This window comes from Bifidobacterium oedipodis, from assembly GCF_012932425.1.
GTDB classification, from domain to species: Bacteria; Actinomycetota; Actinomycetes; order Actinomycetales; family Bifidobacteriaceae; genus Bifidobacterium; species Bifidobacterium oedipodis.
On the sequence record NZ_JAAIII010000003.1, the window covers coordinates 255,180 to 272,482 of the forward strand.

11 protein-coding genes are annotated in these 17,303 nt (G+C 58.8%); 6 read left to right on the plus strand and 5 right to left on the minus strand.

Features of this window, described 5'->3' with window-relative positions; genetic code table 11:
* Positions 1-60 precede the first annotated feature (60 nt).
* Positions 61-1,515, minus strand: coding sequence for a glycosyltransferase family 2 protein (locus tag G1C95_RS06180; RefSeq protein WP_169172092.1), 1,455 nt, complete (start codon positions 1,513-1,515; stop codon positions 61-63).
* 128 nt (positions 1,516-1,643) lie between these two features.
* On the minus strand, positions 1,644-3,017 hold the full coding sequence (locus G1C95_RS06185; protein ID WP_169172093.1) for a sensor histidine kinase: 1,374 nt from the start codon (positions 3,015-3,017) through the stop codon (positions 1,644-1,646).
* 354 nt (positions 3,018-3,371) lie between these two features.
* Between G1C95_RS06185 and G1C95_RS06190 the strand changes: the two genes are divergently transcribed.
* Positions 3,372-4,322: a response regulator transcription factor gene (locus G1C95_RS06190; protein WP_169172094.1), complete on the plus strand. Its 951-nt coding sequence runs from the start codon at positions 3,372-3,374 to the stop codon at positions 4,320-4,322.
* Here G1C95_RS06190 and G1C95_RS06195 read toward each other — a convergent pair.
* The 3 genes from G1C95_RS06195 to G1C95_RS06205 all read right to left on the minus strand — a co-directional run bounded on the left by G1C95_RS06195 (position 4,294) and on the right by G1C95_RS06205 (position 7,688).
* Complete coding sequence (locus G1C95_RS06195) at positions 4,294-5,100, minus strand: LytTR family DNA-binding domain-containing protein (protein WP_169172095.1); 807 nt, start codon at positions 5,098-5,100, stop codon at positions 4,294-4,296. The genes G1C95_RS06190 and G1C95_RS06195 overlap by 29 nt on opposite strands.
* Positions 5,101-5,295: 195 nt before the next feature.
* Positions 5,296-6,138: a LytR/AlgR family response regulator transcription factor gene (locus tag G1C95_RS06200; protein WP_169172096.1), complete on the minus strand. Its 843-nt coding sequence runs from the start codon at positions 6,136-6,138 to the stop codon at positions 5,296-5,298.
* Positions 6,139-6,356: 218 nt separating this feature from the next.
* Positions 6,357-7,688, minus strand: a complete 1,332-nt coding sequence (locus tag G1C95_RS06205; protein WP_169172097.1) for a sensor histidine kinase — start codon at positions 7,686-7,688, stop codon at positions 6,357-6,359.
* A 110-nt stretch (positions 7,689-7,798) separates the two neighbouring features.
* Between G1C95_RS06205 and purF the strand changes: the two genes are divergently transcribed.
* The 5 genes from purF to G1C95_RS06225 all read left to right on the plus strand — a co-directional run bounded on the left by purF (position 7,799) and on the right by G1C95_RS06225 (position 17,279).
* The gene (gene purF / locus G1C95_RS06210) at positions 7,799-9,358 is read left to right on the plus strand and encodes an amidophosphoribosyltransferase (RefSeq protein ID WP_169172098.1); all 1,560 of its coding nucleotides are present in this window, start codon (positions 7,799-7,801) and stop codon (positions 9,356-9,358) included.
* 104 nt (positions 9,359-9,462) lie between these two features.
* Positions 9,463-10,503 carry a phosphoribosylformylglycinamidine cyclo-ligase gene (gene purM / locus G1C95_RS06215; RefSeq protein ID WP_169172099.1) on the plus strand — a complete coding sequence of 347 codons (1,041 nt, stop codon included), beginning with the start codon at positions 9,463-9,465 and terminating at the stop codon, positions 10,501-10,503.
* Between the two features lie 93 nt (positions 10,504-10,596).
* Entirely contained in the window at positions 10,597-11,868 is a 1,272-nt protein-coding gene (gene purD / locus G1C95_RS06220) for a phosphoribosylamine--glycine ligase (protein ID WP_169172100.1), read from the plus strand.
* A 455-nt stretch (positions 11,869-12,323) separates the two neighbouring features.
* Complete coding sequence (locus tag G1C95_RS12550) at positions 12,324-13,331, plus strand: hypothetical protein (RefSeq protein ID WP_240947454.1); 1,008 nt, start codon at positions 12,324-12,326, stop codon at positions 13,329-13,331.
* A gap of 60 nt (positions 13,332-13,391) precedes the next feature.
* A complete protein-coding gene (locus tag G1C95_RS06225; RefSeq protein ID WP_240947455.1) occupies positions 13,392-17,279 on the plus strand; it encodes a Rib/alpha-like domain-containing protein in 3,888 nt (1,295 codons plus the stop codon).
* Positions 17,280-17,303 lie beyond the last annotated feature (24 nt).

Consider the following 17,303-nt stretch of genomic DNA (forward strand, 5'->3'; position numbering starts at 1 on the left):
GCGAACCTCCGAGATATGCGTTGCGTGAATTGGGTTGTGTGAATTGATTGAATGGGTAGGTTAAACGAGATAGCCGCGCGTGGGCCTGAGGAACTGAAAGGCCATGGCCAGTGTCTGCGCCGCCGTGATGACGGCCAGCACCAGCCAGCCCCAGAACAGGATGCGCGTCTGTATAATCAGCGGCAGATAGGCCATGCCCACCACCAGCAGCACGATGATCAGCCACCAAACGATCCAAGGGATCACATAGGCTCGTCCCTTGCCTTTTTCGGCCCTGGCCTGCGCCGCCCAGTTGTCGCCGCGCCGGCCGACCAAGGATTTCCACCAGCCTCGCAGGAAATGCGCGATACGTATCCACAGATACATTTCGGCAGGCAGGAACAATAGGGCGAACAGCACATCCCTATGGTCGCGGGCGCGCATTTTCAGCGCGATTTTGGTGTTCAGCAGGATGGAGGCCGCCACCGGCACCAGCCATATTGGGAAGAACACGAACGCTCCGATGCGCAATGATGCGGCGAGCAGGAACACGAAGGCGAATCGGTTGTAGGCGTTGAAGAACATGGAGATATGTTCCAGCCATCGTTGGCGCAAACATGGGTGGAATTTGTAGGATCGCATCAGTTCCACAGCGCCCGCGTTCCATTTGACCTGCTGGCCGTCCAGGGCGCGCATGGTGAGCATGCCGCCCACATCGGCTCGGGCGGAGGCGCTGATTTTGAGGTTGTATCCTGCGGATTTGAGTTGCAGTGATAGCAGCGAATCCTCCACCTCGCTTTGCGTGATCCATGGTGTCATCTGTTTGTTCGCCTCCATCACCGCTTTGAGCGCGTCGATGGAGAAGATGGAGAACTGGCCGCCGAGCACCGGCACTTCCCTGCTCTGCTGCATGGCTTTGATGTTGAAGGCGGCGAATTGCTGGCGTTGGCCGGCCACAAGCCAGCGGCGGATGGGCCCGCGCACCCCACGGTCGTCCACCGTATAGATGGCGGAGACGCCGCCGATGTGCTGGTTGGAGCGTATCTCATCGAGCAGCAGTTCCACGCAGTCTTCGTGCGCCACAGTGTCGCCGTCCACACCGAGGAAGTAGTCGAAGGCTTCCACCATGGCGAATCCGTAGTTCAGCGCACCCACTTTTTTGTCCGGATTCTCGCCGATGTCGTGCACATATACTGCGCAGGTGATCGGCATGCCGCGGCATTCCTTGCGGTGCAGTCCGGCGAATGGTTTGGCTTCCTGAACCGTGCGATCGGTGGAATTGTTGACCACCACGTGAATTTCGTCGGGGATGACCGTCTGTGCCAGCAAGGCTTCCAGCACAGAGGCGATGGAATCCTCCTCGTTGTAGGCGGGGATCACGCAGCCAATCAGCGGATGGTCGCGGCGCGCCTCGTACGCCATGTCATCGTGCGATAGGTCGTCATTGGCCACATCGTCAACGCCTTCGCCCCAGCCGGCGAAACCGTCGCCATAGTCGCGCTCGAGGTCGCGCCCGTCTTGTTGCTTGCTTTCCATGTATTCGATGCTAGGAAAGCATTGATGTCGGTTATTCGACGAAACGCCTCATGTTTCGTCAGGTTCGGCGCACCATATCGTCAAGCATTAGTGATGAACTTGTGAAGAGCCCTATGTTCCGCCGTTGATCAGGAAGGCAAGCTCACTGTCACCACCGTGCCTTTGCCTTCCTCGCTGGCGATATCCATGGTGCCGTGCAGGCGATTGACGATGGTTTGGCAATGATGCAGCCCCATGCCGGTGCCCGATGCCACCGCCTCGGCATTGGCGGCACGCACGAACGGGTCGCGCACTCGATCAAGTTCAGCCTGCGGAATGCCGACCCCAGTATCCGTCACTTCGATGGTGATCATGGCACCGTCACGCAAAGCACTGACATAGACGCTGCCGCCGGGCTGGTTGTATTTGACCGCATTCGACAGCAGGTTGCCGAACAATGATTTGAGCTGCAACGGATCGGCGGTGATGATCAGATCCGGCTCCAGCGAGGAATTGATGCGGATGCGGCGCATGGACGCCTGCTGTTCGCATTCGTGCAGCTCCTCGCCCAATACGGCGGTCAGATTTGTACGTCGAGCGCCTGTGGGGCCGCGATCGGCGACTGCTCGCCGCTCGTTCGAGCGCACCATTTCCACAATGGAGGCGTCCAAGCGTTCGGCGTTCTCCAAAGCCACGTGAAGATCCGCACGGCTTTGCTCATCAATGGTGCCTCGCTTGAGGGCAAGCTCCATATATCCGATCACCGACGACAGTGGCGAGCGCAGATCATGCGCCTTTCGCAGCAGTTCCTCACGATCCGACAACTGGGAGCTCGCCGCACCCTTGGTGGTATTCACTTCAATCAGCACAGGCTCATGATGTCCGAACGCATGCATAACGCCTTCGCCAACGCGCGCGATGCCATGGGCGGCAGTCCCCACGCTGCCACCAGTGACGCCAGCGCCACCAGCATTGCCGGCACCGGCTGCCGACGCCAGCGCTTCGTGCGATTGCCCGGCCTGATGCGCACGATCGGAGAATAGGCGGTCGCGACCTTGCCACACGAATACGCACATGCCGATAATCAGCATCATGCCGCCGACGAACATCGGCATGCGCAGCAGGGTGACGGACGGGGAGGATGCGGTGACCGCACTGGTGAACACCACCAACGTTGCACCCAGGCCAACGGTTATCGTCATGGGCAGCGACAGTCGGCAGGCAGCCCACACCAAGGGGATGACGCACAGCATCCAGATGCAGGAGTATGGCATGGCGAACGAAACGCATTCCAAGGCAATGAGCAACAGGAAGCAATACATGATGCTGCCGATGCTGGATAGCGCGATACGCCGGCTGACCAGCGGCGGCACGCACGCCAACGCCGCTAATACCAAGCCGATCCACAGCCACAGATGGTTGGCGATGCCGATGGAGAGCATGTAAGACAGCATGGTGACCACGGCAAGCACCGCGATCATCAGCACCGTCAGACTGCGGTGCAAACGCTGTGCACGCCTCATGCCCGATGTAGTATGTGAATTGGATGAGACTGTCGTTGTCATGCACCCACTGTACACCCGCGCAGGCACCCGTCCGGTTGTTTCGGGCCCGTCGCCACGATAGCGCCATTGTGCTGGGCTGTGCATGCACAGCTGATGGAACCGGCAAAACGACAGGCATCACGAAGACCTAAAACACGCCGATTTGCAAGCGAACCGGTTTGACCATCACCAACTTGCCCACGTCACTGCTTTTCGTTGCACCAAACCTGTATTTCGTCCACCAGACACCCCCTTTCCCCCGTTACACCATTATGCTGATACGTAAGTCACGGCGCAGCAGCCGCGCATTGGGGGAAGGACAAGGTCGAAACCATGAACACTATATTGCACGCCGACACGCGAGCCCCTGCCCGGCCAATCACACGTCCCCGCACACGCACGGCAATCACCTCCGCGCCATCACGTAACGCCTTGGTCATCGATGATGATTGGGATACCGCCAAACTGATTGAGAATGTGCTGCAGGCTGCAGGATTCGGCACTTATATCTGTGTGCGCGGCGAAGACGCCATCGAGCAATCCGTTAAGGACCGCTATGACCTGATCACCATGGATCTCAAGCTCAACGGCATGGATGGCTATGAGACAATCCGACGAATCCGATCCTTCAGCAACGCTTATATCATGATGATCACCTCGTGCGTTGATGAGGCTTCGATTGTGCAAGGCTATTCGGCCGGTGCCGACGATTTCATTCCCAAGCCCTTCCACCCGCACGAATTTCGTGCCCATGTGAATGCCTATCTGCGGCGCGTCAACGATAACAATATCTACGACGCTCAAGGTTATACGTTCATGCCTGGCGATCTGATGAACGAAGCACGTCACGCCGCCTCGCATGGCGCGGGGTATGCGATGGGCACCAACAACCTTGACATCAACGGTGATTTCGACGAATACGATCGCTCGTGGATTACGCTTGGCGCGCTGTCCGTGAACACTCTTGCGCGACAGACCCTAGTGAACGGCGATGAGGTACGACTGACCAAAACCGAATTCGAGCTGCTGGTCATTCTGCTGCAAAGTGGCCGTCGCGTGCGTTCGAAGGCGAGTCTGGTGCTGGAGCTGCATGCCGGCAAGGTATTCGTCACCAACCGTGTGATCACCGCGGCGGAGCGTCGCAGCGTGGAGGTTCATCTGGCGAATCTGCGCCGCAAACTCGATGACAGTCCAAGCCATCCGCGTTTCATCGCCACCGTGCGCGGCGTGGGGTATCGTCTGATGGATATGCCGACTACCCACGCACCGACTGTATTTGATTGATGATTTCCCGCCGCCGGCGTTGGGCGATCGGCACCAGCTCACCTGTGGCCAAATGCACGCTTTCGCCGTCCACCGTTTCCACATACAGCACGTTCACCCAAAAACTGCGGTGCACCTGCACGAATCCGTTGCCGGCGTTGAGTCCAATGCGTTCGGCGAGCTTGGCGATGCCTTCATGCACGCGAATCGTCGTATAGCCATAGCGCACCAGCACATCCTGGCGTTTGGCTTCCACGGAAATCACGTCGAACAGGCGCAGCATGTGGTAGACGCCATCGATATCCACCACTTCGATCTGATTGAGATAATGCTTCTGCAAGCTCACCAGATTGATATACTGCATTGCCTTGGTCGCAAACTTAATGGGGAATCGCTCCCCTTCTTCGGGCTCGCTCATCGCATTCGAAACGTGGATATGGAACATGCGCAACCCCTCGTCGGTTTCACGCCACAGGGCCGTCAATCGTTGTTCGGCGGCGAACGCCATGCTCCCCTCTTCGGGAGCCAGAAATCCCATAAATCGCCCGTCGACCACGCGCACATCCCCGACTCTGGCGCTTTGACGATACATTTTGCTGGACATCAGCACATGCGGCATTTCCCGGCATAACGACAGCACATCGGCCTTGGTCAGTAGAAACTGGTCGCTTTGCGCGCCCAAGCATACGAAATCGTCAGTGGTCGAAGCATCAAGCCAGTCAGCGTCCCCCTGGTAGTAATGCTCCATAAACGCCTCCGTCAGCGCCGGAGCATCATAGGAATCAATGCGCACCACCATACCCCCCATTCGCCATCAGCCATTCGTCATCAACGCACCACGGCATCTACTATCGTTTCAGGCCTAGGACATACGCACGCGCATTGGCACGACATGCCTGTAATTGGGCACGAGCGGAATGAAATATCCCCTATATCTTCATAATTACCCCCTTAAATTCGGGTAAAGCAACGAAGATGGCGACGAATTCGTCGGCTAGGCGCGCCACATCCCCGCAGTCAGACGAGCAATACCTCGCGCATGGAAGGCGTCGCGTGCCTTCGTCAATTCGCGTCTGCTGATCGGCACTATAGTGCCGTCATCCATAACAAACGACGAGCCTTCGATACGCGACACCATGTCAAGGTTCACAATGCTACCGCGCACGCAATGGCAGAATCGTTCGTCGCCTTCCAATGCCTTGGACGCCGACGCTATGCCGGCACGCAAGCGCACGATGCGCCCGCCCGTCATCACCACATCGAGATAATGCCCCGAGGCGCGCAGCATGCGCACCGAATCAGCTTCGAACTGCATCGCGCCAGTATCCTGATCCATCTGCCAGCCGTCGCCCGGCACGCTCTGCGTTTCGATCGCTTCATGCGATTTTGCTGAGCGCGACAGTGGAACCGTAATCACATCCGGGCGCGGGAACAGTCGATCCAACACGGCATACAGACTGTGCGCCTCATATGGTTTGACCAGATAGCCTGATGCAACCTCGTAGCCTTCAACCGCAAAATCCACGCTGACCGTCGTCACGACAATCGGGCATCGCAATCCGGCGGCCCGAAGCGCTCTGGCAACATCCATACCCGCGGGCTCGCCATCATCCAAATACATATCGATGAACGCCAGATCGTAGCCGGCGAATCGTGCCCGGCGGCCGGCGGCCGTCAGTTCCAACGCGCCTTCATCGCTGCGTTGCATTCCCAGATCATCCACGGACGCATAGGTATCCACCATCACCGGCAGATGGCGATCGCGCGCATAATCATCGACGCGTTCAACAAGCTGCTGCGCATCCTTACGATCATCCTCGACAATCACCACCCTCATACCAGACGTCCTCCTTGCCACTACGGTGTCATCATTTGCTGCGGCTTACTGCGGCTTGCCGCTGCCTACTATTGCATCAGCCGCACAAATACACCATCATAAACTAACGTACTGTGCGCTCATTTCCTTCGCCCTAAGCGTTACCAGTGTCGTCAGCGTTGCCGGTTGCACCAGCGTTACCAGCTTTGTCGCTCCCTCACGCCGCAGATGGCACACTACTAAAGGGCCGGCGGTAGCACCACCTCAGCGGTAAATGTGTGCGTATTCTGATCCGCCGTGAACCGAGCCTCGCCGCCACGCTCCTGAGCAAGACGGCGAACGGATTGGATGCCCAACCCCATACCGTCATGTTTGGTGGAAGGCACAGCCGGCGCATCCAGATCAGATACGTCGCCCTCAAACGTATTGGACACAATCAGGAACAATGGCCCCTGATCGGTAGCGCTGGCGCGCAACGTTAGTTTGGCGGTCTCACCGCTCGCGCTGCAACCAGCCAACGCATCGACGGCATTTTCAAGCAGATTGCCCAGGGTGACGGCCAGATCAGCTTCAGGCAGCGCGATGGCAGCGGGAATATCCATGGCTATATCCACTGCAGCACCAAGCGTACGAGCACGATCAGCGTAATACACTGCGATGATGTTGGCACCAAAATGCTCGCAATAACGGATGGACGTGTCCACCGTGGCGGAGGCCTCCAGCGTATCGAGATAATGCAGCAGACCGTCACCATCCTTCGCATCGACAAAGCCACGGATCGTCAACAGATGCTGGCGCAGATCATGACGTACGCGCTGTGCGGCGGCAATGCGCTCGTTCAAATGCTCCTGCTGCATCTGACGCATGGTCAGCTGACGATTCGCTTCCGTGGCCGCAGCATTCAGATCCGACTGGCGCGCGACGGCTCCCAGCAGCACGTAGAACAACACCAGCAACACGGTGAACAGCAATAGCAACAGCACGAATGTCAGTGCCGTTGAAGGAGCAGCCTCAATATCGGTAGCCGTCGGACTGAGCACGGTAAACAGCGACGCCGACAGAAACGGCACCAACCATGCCAGCGACCATGCCCGCTCCGAAATCGCCGGACAATCCACCAACTGCAGCAGCAGGCGACGCATCGGACGATTGCAAATCGCAAACAATATCAATGTCAGCGCCCACTGCATCATCATGCCAGGCCATTGCATCAACGGCAGGCCGTCCTCGCCTACCACCAGCGCATTGAAGATCACGGACAAATCGACGCACAGCATCATCGGAATCAACGAGGTGGCCGAAATGAACAATGCTCGCGTGAACGGCAATCCACTCATACGCCAATGCAACGGAATCAGGCAGGTCATCAATATCATGAACGGAATCTGAATGCCGGTAACCAGCAGGCCACAGCCCACCCCGGCAATGGTGAATGCGAGCGCCATCAGCGCACAGGCGGCCAACGTCTGGCGCTTCGACCAGCGCAACCGATCCCACACCACCGACACCGACAGCGCAAGGGGCAGCAAAAACTCCCATTGGTCGGAAATTCCGGCAATCACATACTGCATGTTCACTTCCATGCGACTACTGTAACCGGGCGCGCCGCCGAAACGGTGTATCCGGCGACTGGTAAGGTTAACGGGTAATGAATCCCCTTGGCGCGTAAAGGAGCTTTGGCTTGTCTGCTGAGCTGGAAGACATCCATGAGGAATGTGGCATTTTCGGCGTGTGGGGGCATCCCGACGCCGCTCGACTGACGTATTTCGGCCTGCATGCTCTGCAGCACCGCGGTCAGGAGGGCGCCGGCATCGTCGCCAACGACAACGGTACACTTACTGGCCATCGCGGTCTGGGTCTGTTAACCCAGGTGTTCGCCGATGAACGCCAAATCGAACGTTTGAAGGGCGACCGAGCCATCGGCCATGTGCGTTACGCCACCGCCGGCTCCGGCACCACCGACAATATTCAGCCGTTCATCTTCCGCTTCCATGACGGCGATGTGGCCCTGTGCCATAACGGCAATCTCACCAACTGCCCCTCTCTGCGCCGCAAGCTGGAAGACGAAGGTGCCATCTTCCACTCGAATTCCGACACCGAAGTGCTCATGCACCTGATCCGCCGCTCCCTGCAGCGCACCTTCATGGACAAGCTCAAGGAAGCGCTCAACACGGTGCATGGCGGTTTCGCCTATCTGCTGATGACCTCCGACGCGATGATCGGCGCGCTCGATCCCAACGGTTTCCGCCCCCTGAGCCTCGGCCGTATGAAGAACGGCGCTTATGTGCTCGCCTCCGAAACCTGCGCCCTCGATGTGGTGGGCGCCGACTTGGTGCGCAATATTCGCCCCGGCGAAATCGTGGTGGTCTCCGACCACGGCTACAAGATCGTGCAGTACACCAACAATACGCAGCTGGCCATCTGCTCGATGGAATACATCTACTTCGCTCGCCCCGACTCCGATATCTACGGCGTCAACGTGCATTCCGCGCGCAAGCGCATGGGCGCACGTCTGGCCGCCGAATCCGGTGTGGATGCGGATATGGTGATCGGCGTGCCGAACTCCTCGCTGTCCGCCGCATCCGGTTATGCGGAGGCTTCCGGACTGCCCAATGAGATGGGCCTGATCAAGAACCAGTATGTGGCCCGCACCTTCATCCAGCCCACGCAGGAGCTGCGCGAACAGGGCGTCAGGATGAAGCTGTCCGCCGTGCGTAGCGTGGTCAAGGGCAAGCGCGTGGTGGTGATCGACGATTCCATCGTGCGTGGCACCACCTCCCGTCGCATTGTGCAGCTGCTCAAGGAGGCCGGCGCCGCCGAAGTACATATGCGCATCAGCTCGCCGCCGCTGAAATACCCCTGCTTCTACGGCATCGACATCTCCACCACCAAGGAGCTGATCGCCTCCAAGATGAGCGTGGAAGAGATTCGCGACTTCATCGGTGCCGATTCGCTCGCCTACCTGTCGCTTGAAGGCTTGGTCGAATCAATTGGTTTGAACGCCAACGCCCCCTATGGAGGCCTGTGCGTGGCCTACTTCAACGGCGACTACCCCACCGCCCTTGACGATTACGAGGCCGACTTCCTCAAGTCCCTCACTCCCGAAGATCGTGTGCGCCTACCCGAATTCGCGCTCTACAAGAGCAAGTATGTCGGCAACGAATACAACACCGTTCCCCATGAGGAATCCGAGGATCCCTTCGCTGATTCCCCCGCTGAGTCTGGGGATGCGCGCGAATAATAGTCGCACTTCCCTCACTCAGTGCACCCAAGCCTCCAACAATCACCCTTATTCAACATCGAGAACCACAGAACCACCAGGCAGTAAGAAAGGCCATAACAATCATGCCCAAAGCATATGAAAACGCCGGCGTAAGCGTCGAAGCCGGTTACGAGGTCGTCAACCGCATCCAGCAGCATGTGGCGCGCACCGGTCGTCCCGGCGCCGGCGGCATTGGCGGCTTTGGTGGCCTGTTCGATCTGGCTTCCCTTGGCTATAAGGAGCCGGTGCTGGTATCCGGCACCGATGGCGTGGGCACCAAGCTGATGGTTGCCAAGATGGCCGGCAAGCATGACACCATCGGCCAGGATTGCGTGGCCATGTGCGTTAACGACATCCTCGCCCAGGGTGCCGAACCGATTTTCTTCCTGGATTATATCGCCTGCGGCAAGAACGACCCGGTGCTGCTGGAGCAGGTCGTCAAGGGCGTGGCCGACGGCTGCGTGGACGCCGGTGCGGCCCTGGTGGGTGGCGAAACCGCTGAAATGCCCGATATGTATGATGCGGACGAATATGATCTGGCTGGTTTCACGGTCGGCGTGGTCGAGAAGTCGAAGATCATCGACGGCACGAAGATCGCCGAGGGCGATGTGCTGATCGGCTTGCCCTCCTCCGGCATCCACTCCAACGGCTATTCGCTGGTGCGCAAGATCCTGTTCAAGGATCACGACTACACCGTCGACTCCGTGCTGCCTGAGCTGGGAGGCGAGACGCTGGGCGACGAGATTCTTAAGCCCACCCGCATTTATGCCAAGGCTCTGAAGCCCCTGTTCGCGGGCGACGACCTGCTGCATGGCGTGGCGCATATCACCGGTGGCGCGTTTGTGGAGAAGGTACCGCGCATCATCCCCGAAGGCCTGGCCGCTTCCTTCGATATTTCCAGCTGGCAGGTTCCGCCGATTTTCCAGGTGCTGGAAAAGCTTGGCGAAGTGGATCACAAGGAAATGTACAACATCTTCAACATGGGCATCGGCATGGTGCTGGTCGTCAGCCCGGACAAGGCCGACGAGGTCGAACGTATCCTCGACGCCGAAAACGAGGTTCACTACCGCGTAGGCGCGATTGTCAAGGATGTGGACGGCACCCGCGTCCAGCTGCACGACTGATGCCGGATCGCCCACTGAACGCAGGGCAATCGCAAGGCATCACGTCTGACAAGATACGAGAATCTGAACAGGCTTATTAGGAAAGGCAACATCATGGGTCAGAAAGTTCTGGTCATCGGTTCCGGTGCGCGCGAGCACACCATCGCCTATACGCTGCTCAACAGCGCCTCCATCGACGAGGTGACCGTCGCCCCCGGCAATCCGGGCATGTGCAAGGATGGCATCCGCATCACGCAGCTGAACCAGTCGAATCATGCCGCGCTGATCGACTTCGTGCAGTCCAACAACTACGACTGGGTGTTTGTCGGCCCGGAAGTGCCGCTGATCGAAGGCATTGTGGACGATTTCGCCGCCGCCGGCATCAAGGCGTTCGGCCCGTCCAAGGCCGCCGCCCAGATCGAGGGTTCGAAGGACTTCGCCAAGCAGCTGATGGATCGCCACAACATCCCGACCGCACAGTACCGCACTTTTGACGAGCTGGATCCGGCCGTGGACTACGTGCGCAAGCATGGCGCACCCATCGTGATCAAGGCCGACGGTCTGGCCGCTGGCAAGGGCGTGACCGTGGCCATGGATGTCGATACCGCCGTCGGCGCGCTGGAAGATATTTTCGTGGATCATCGTTTCGGTGCGGCCGGTGCCAAAGTTGTTATCGAGGACTTCCTGGAGGGTCAGGAGTTCTCCCTGATGAGCTTCGTCAGCGGCACTGATTTCTGGCCGATGCCGATTTCTCAGGATCATAAGCGCGCCTATGATGGCGACGAAGGCCCGAACACCGGTGGTATGGGTGCGTACAGCCCGGTGCCGCAGATTCCTGCTTCTGTGATTCAGCAGGCCATCGATACCATCGTGCGCCCCACCGTGGAAGGTATGGCCGAAGAGGGCACGCCGTTCACCGGCATTCTGTACGCCGGCCTGATCGCCACCGCCGATGGCCCGAAGGTTATCGAATTCAACGCGCGCTTCGGCGACCCCGAAACCGAAGTGGTGCTGCCTAAGCTCACCTCTGACCTTGGTGCCGGTATCAACGCGATTTTGAACGGCGAGCAGCCAACCTTCACTTGGGATGAGACCAGCGCCACGCTCGGCGTGGTTATCGCCTCCAACGGCTATCCGCAGGATGTGATCAAGGGCGCTCATGTGCCTGAGATTCCCGTGGACGCCGATTCTCATGTGTACTATGCCGGCGTCGCCTCCGACGGCGAAGGTTCACTGGTGGCCAACTCCGGTCGTGTGCTGCTGGTGGAAACCAAGGCCGAGGATATCAAGGCCGCGCAGGACAAGGTCTACGCCATCATCGACAAGCTGGAGCTTGACGGCCTGTTCTACCGCCACGACATCGGCTTCAAGGCGCTGAACGCCTGATTCCCGAACCTTATAGCCAATACTTGGATCCCCGTCTTTCATCAGCTCCCCAATACTCTGGTGCTGATAAAAGGCGGGGATTAATTATGTGTATGGGCCTGTGAACAATAAGCGGCATATGCGCACCCAATACACCGGAACATTCGTGTAGGCGACACGCCGATACATGCCAGTGCAATCAATGAAGATCGCACGAATACGCACACGCACAGGCCTCATGGGTTCCCATCGCCCACACATAGTCGCCAGCCTCCTCTACACTTGTATTACGTAAGGTTCCTTACAAATTAGGCAACGCAGCTATATTACCGAGATTTCAATGATGAAAGGCAGTTCTTCTCTCACCAACAGGTCTCTTCACATACAAAAAGTATATGTTCTAAACATAATTTGTTGACGTGATGATTCCCGCCAGCTCGTTGCTTGCAGTACAACCAAATATGAAAGGATTGGCCATGAATCCCATCCGGGACTCACGAGGCTTTGCCATCGTAGCGGCCGTCGGCATCACAGTATCGATGATGATGCCAACCGCGGCATTCGCACATCCCTCAAGTCCATCGCCCACCATCAAGGCGACAGGCACCACCTACTACGTGTCGGAATCCGGCAATGACGCCAACTCCGGCACCGATCAGGACCACCCCTGGAAAACCCTCGACAAAGTCAACGAAATCGCCTCCGATCTGCAGCCGGGTGATTCCGTGCAGCTGGAATATGGCTCGACATTCAACAACCAGTCATTGCATATCAAAGACACCGCTGGCACCCCTGAGGCGCCGATCACCGTGACCGCCTATGGCGACGAGTCCAAGGGCAAGCCTGTGATCGCGGCCAACGGCGTCAAAAGCAGTCAGTGGTATCAGGATTACAAGGCCAAAATCGGTGGCTCACCGCACAAGGGCAGCGGCACGGTATCGTCCGCTATCCTGCTCAAGGACGTCTCCTACATCACCGTTTCTAATCTGGAAATCACCAACGACGATGTGAACGTCCATGACCCCATCGCCACATGGAAGTGGACCGACACCGCGGATTCCGACGGCACGAAGCTTGACCGCAGCTTCGAGCGCATGGATCGCACCGGCGTGGCCGGCATCGCCGAAAACGGCGGCACCATGAGCCATGTCACGCTCGACAATCTTTACATCCATGATGTGGATGGCAATCTGTACAACAAGCATATGGCCAACGGCGGCATCTACTTCATGGCGCATCTGCCCAAGGAACGCACCAGTGCAGCGGATGACGCCTATCTGCAGAAGAACATCTCACGTTTCGACAGCATCACCATCCGCAACAGCACTGTACGGGACGTGGATCGTTGGGGTATCGCCGTGGGCTACACCGCCTATCTCAACTACATCGACAACTCCGACTGGAATAACCGTTTCAACTACGGCAACGGCGAAATCTCCGATGAAGTAATCGCCAAGTACGGCGCAACCAATGTGCTGATCTAGAACAACTTCGTCACCGGCGCGGGCGGCGACGCCATCACCGTGATGTACTGCGACCGTCCGATGATCCAATACAACGTGAGCGACGGCGTGGCCAAGCATATGAACACGCAGGACTACACCAGCGCCCGGGACAACCCCGTGGCCGCCGGCATCTGGCCCTGGCGATGCAAGGATGCGGTGTTCCAGTATAACGAGGCCTACCGCACGCTCAACAACGACCATGGCAACGGCGACGGCCAGCCTTGGGACGCCGATTACGGCGACGGCACGCTGTATCAGTACAACTATTCGTACGGCAACAGCTTCGCCACGCTGATGGTCTGCAACGACATGGCCGTGAACACCACGTTCCGCTACAACATCGCGCAGAACGACCGTGGCGCTCTCGACCTGCCGGCCAACGGCCCCAACACGCACATCTACAACAACATCTTCTATCTGCCGGCCAACGTGGAGGCGAATGTAGCCCGTTCCAACGGTCCCGCCACCATCGAAAACAACATCTTCGTCAATTCCGGCGAGAAGAAGGATGGAAACTGGAACCCGCAGAATCAGAGCCAGAAGTTCAACAACAACATGTATGTGAACTACTCCAACACACCGGACTCGGACAAGAACCCGATTTCGGTGGATGATGTGGCTAAAGTGCTGCAGGATGCCGGTTCCGCCCCCGACTACCCGAGCACCGAAGGTCTGCTGTATCGCCATGACGATGACAGCCAGTCCACCGTATTCGATGGTTATCGCCTAGCTGCGGACTCCCCCGCGATCAACGCCGGCGTGAGCATCAAAGATGTCAACGACTACGCCGTCGAGCACGACTTCTTCGGCAAGACCATCTCCGGCACGCCGGATATCGGTGCCACCGAAAGCGATGTGCCATCCGTCACCATCGCCCGCATGGAATCATCCCAGTATGAGACCGGCACCGATGGCGACAAGAAGACCATTCTCGTGCCGTTCACTGAGAAGAACCCCACCACCGTGGCCGAACTGCTCGGCAAAGTAACCGCCAGCGAAGGCGCCAGCAAGGGCGTGTTCCGTAACGGCACCGAGCTTGGTGATAAGGATGCCGTGAAGGACGGCGATGTGCTGCGCTTCTACGCCAAAGACGGAGACGCCTCTGACGAGTATGTGGTCACGGCCAAGACCTCTTGGGATTGGGTGAACGACTTCCGTATCGCCGAGCAGGGTCCGATCTGGTATGGCCAGCGTCAGATGACCACCGTTGGGGAATGGCAAAACATCGAAACCTTCGATCCCACATACACCAACTGGTTGTTTGATCAGTATTACGGTCCCGGCGTGGACACCGGACTGGCAAGTCACGACCTGCCGGATGACCGCAGCACCATCCACGGCCTGATCAGCGACTCCCCTGACAGCGAAGGTGGTGCCGCAATCTCTTGGAAGGCACCCAAGTCCGGCACCGTCAAACTCTCGATTAAGAACGACGAGCCCTACCTGCGGCAAGCCAACAATAACGGCAAGAAGCTCACCTTGTCCGTTGTCAAGAACGATCAGGTGCTCTATTCTGCCGACCTGTCCGAGTCGTTCAAGCAGTCCACCGAGTTCCTGAACTGGGTGAAGGAACATGGCACCATCCAGGTGCAGGAAGGCGACTGGATCCGCATCACGGCCGAGGCCGAGAGCGGCATGAGCAGGCCTTCCGCCCATATCAGCTCCACCATCACCTATCTGGATGAAGAGCCGCAGGCACCGAACCAGGCCTCGGCCTATGACGTGTCCTATGGCACGGTCAAAGCCACGGTGGGCACCAAGGCCACCGCGACCCCGACCTTCGCCAAGGGCGATGCCGTGGTGGACGCTCCTGCCGATACCACGTATATCCTCGATTCCGAGGATGGCGTGACCATTGCCAAGGACGGTACCGTGAGTCTCACTCCGAGCGCGGAGCAGTACGGCCAGACCATCACCCGCAAGGTGACGGTCACCTATGCCGACAAGAGCACCGACACCGCAACCGTGACCTTCACGGTGAACCAGTCCTCCGCACAGAAGTTGCGTGTGCTCTACATCGCCGCCACGGCCTCCGCAGGCACCACCGCCAAGTCGCGTGCGCCGAAGCTCACCATGCAGGCTGACGGAGCAGCGGCGACCGTTCCCGAAGGCACCAAGTTCGCGTTGGGCAAGAACGCCCCCGCAGGCGCGTCGGTTGACTCCGCCACCGGTGTGGTGACGTTGGAGACGGGCAATTCCGCCGCGACGATCACCGTGCCGGTCACGGTCACCTATCCTGATGAAAGCATGTTCGACACGGAGATGGTCTTCACCGTCACGCAGCCCGCGGTGCTGGGCACCTCCGAATTGGAGACGGCCACCGTCGACGGCCACAAGGTCATCTACGCGCCGTTCTCCACGGATAGTCCGATGACCGTGGCGCAGCTGCTCACCAAGGTGACCGCCAATCCTGTGGATGCGCTCATGGGTGTGTTCCGTGGCGATGCCCAGCTTGCTAACTCCGACGAGTTGAGGGCCGGTGACGTGCTGCGCTTCTATGCGGCCGGTTCCTCCGTATTCGACGAGTATGTGGTCACGGCCAAGATCTCGTGGGATTGGGTGAACGACTTCCGTATCGCCGCGGATCAAGGCCCGATCTGGCACAGCCAGTATCAGACCGCCGGCGCATGGCAGGACACCACACAATTCGATGACCCCTGGCCGAACACACTGTACAACGGTTACTACGGAGTCGGTGTGCAACATCCCAACAAGACACTTCCGACTGACCGCAGCGCTATCCAAGGACTCATCGTTGATGACCCCAATACAACTGGCGGCACGGCCATAGCGTGGCAAGCGCCCAAGTCCGGTACTGTCACACTCTCCATCAAGGACAACGAACCGTATATCCGCCAGTCTGGTAACAACGGCAAGAAGATCACCGTATCTGTCGTCAAGAACGATAAGGTGCTCTACTCCGCCGACCTGACCGAATCACTCAAGCAGTCCACCGAGTTCCTCGACAAGGTGAACGACCAAGGCGGCATCACCGTGCAAGAAGGCGATTGGATCCGCATCGTCGCTGAAGCCGAAACCGACATGGCGAGACCGTCCATCCACATCAGCCCCACCATCACTTACATAGCCGATCCCGCGCCGGAGCAAACTCTTGCCGAGCGGTATACACCGTCCTACGGTGAGGCTGTGAAAGTGAAGGTCGGCGAAAGTGCTTCGGCTGCGGTGAAATTCACCGCCGACGGTGCCGAGGCCGCCGCGCCCGCGGGTACCACGTACTCGCTGGCCAAGGCTGACGAGGCAACCACCATCGCCGCCGACGGTACGGTGACGCTCACACCCGCCGAGGATATGTATGGCCAGACCATCACCAAGACGGTGAACGTCACATATTCCGACAGCAGCTCCAACGCCGCGACCGTGACCTTCACCGTCGCCGAAGAGGAGGTCGTGCCGCCCACGCCGGTCGACAAGTCCGAGCTGAAGGATTCGGTCGCCGAGGCCGACGAGCTGACGGACACCGGCTACACCGCCGAGTCGTGGAGGGCGTTCAAAGCCGCCCGCGACGCCGCGAGGGCCGTGCTGGCCGATCCGGCCGCCACCGAGGACGAGGTCGCCCAGGCCATCGCCGATCTCAAGGCAGCCACGGACGCGCTGGTGAAGGCCGAGGATCCGGATAAACCGACCGACCCTGACAAACCCACGAATCCGGATAAGCCGACCGATCCCGATAAGCCGACCGATCCGGATAAGCCGACCGATCCCGATAAGCCGACCGATCCTGACAAGCCGACAAACCCGGATAAACCGACGAACCCGGATAAACCCGCCAAACCGGCCAAGCCCTCACAGACGGGGAAGACCGGCAGCGTGGCGAACACCGGCGTCGCTGTCGGGGGCATCGCAATCGCTGCGGTGCTGCTTGCCACCGCCGGCATGGCGATGATGATTCGCCGAGCCAAGCAGTAACAATCTGACGGCATCCAGCAATCC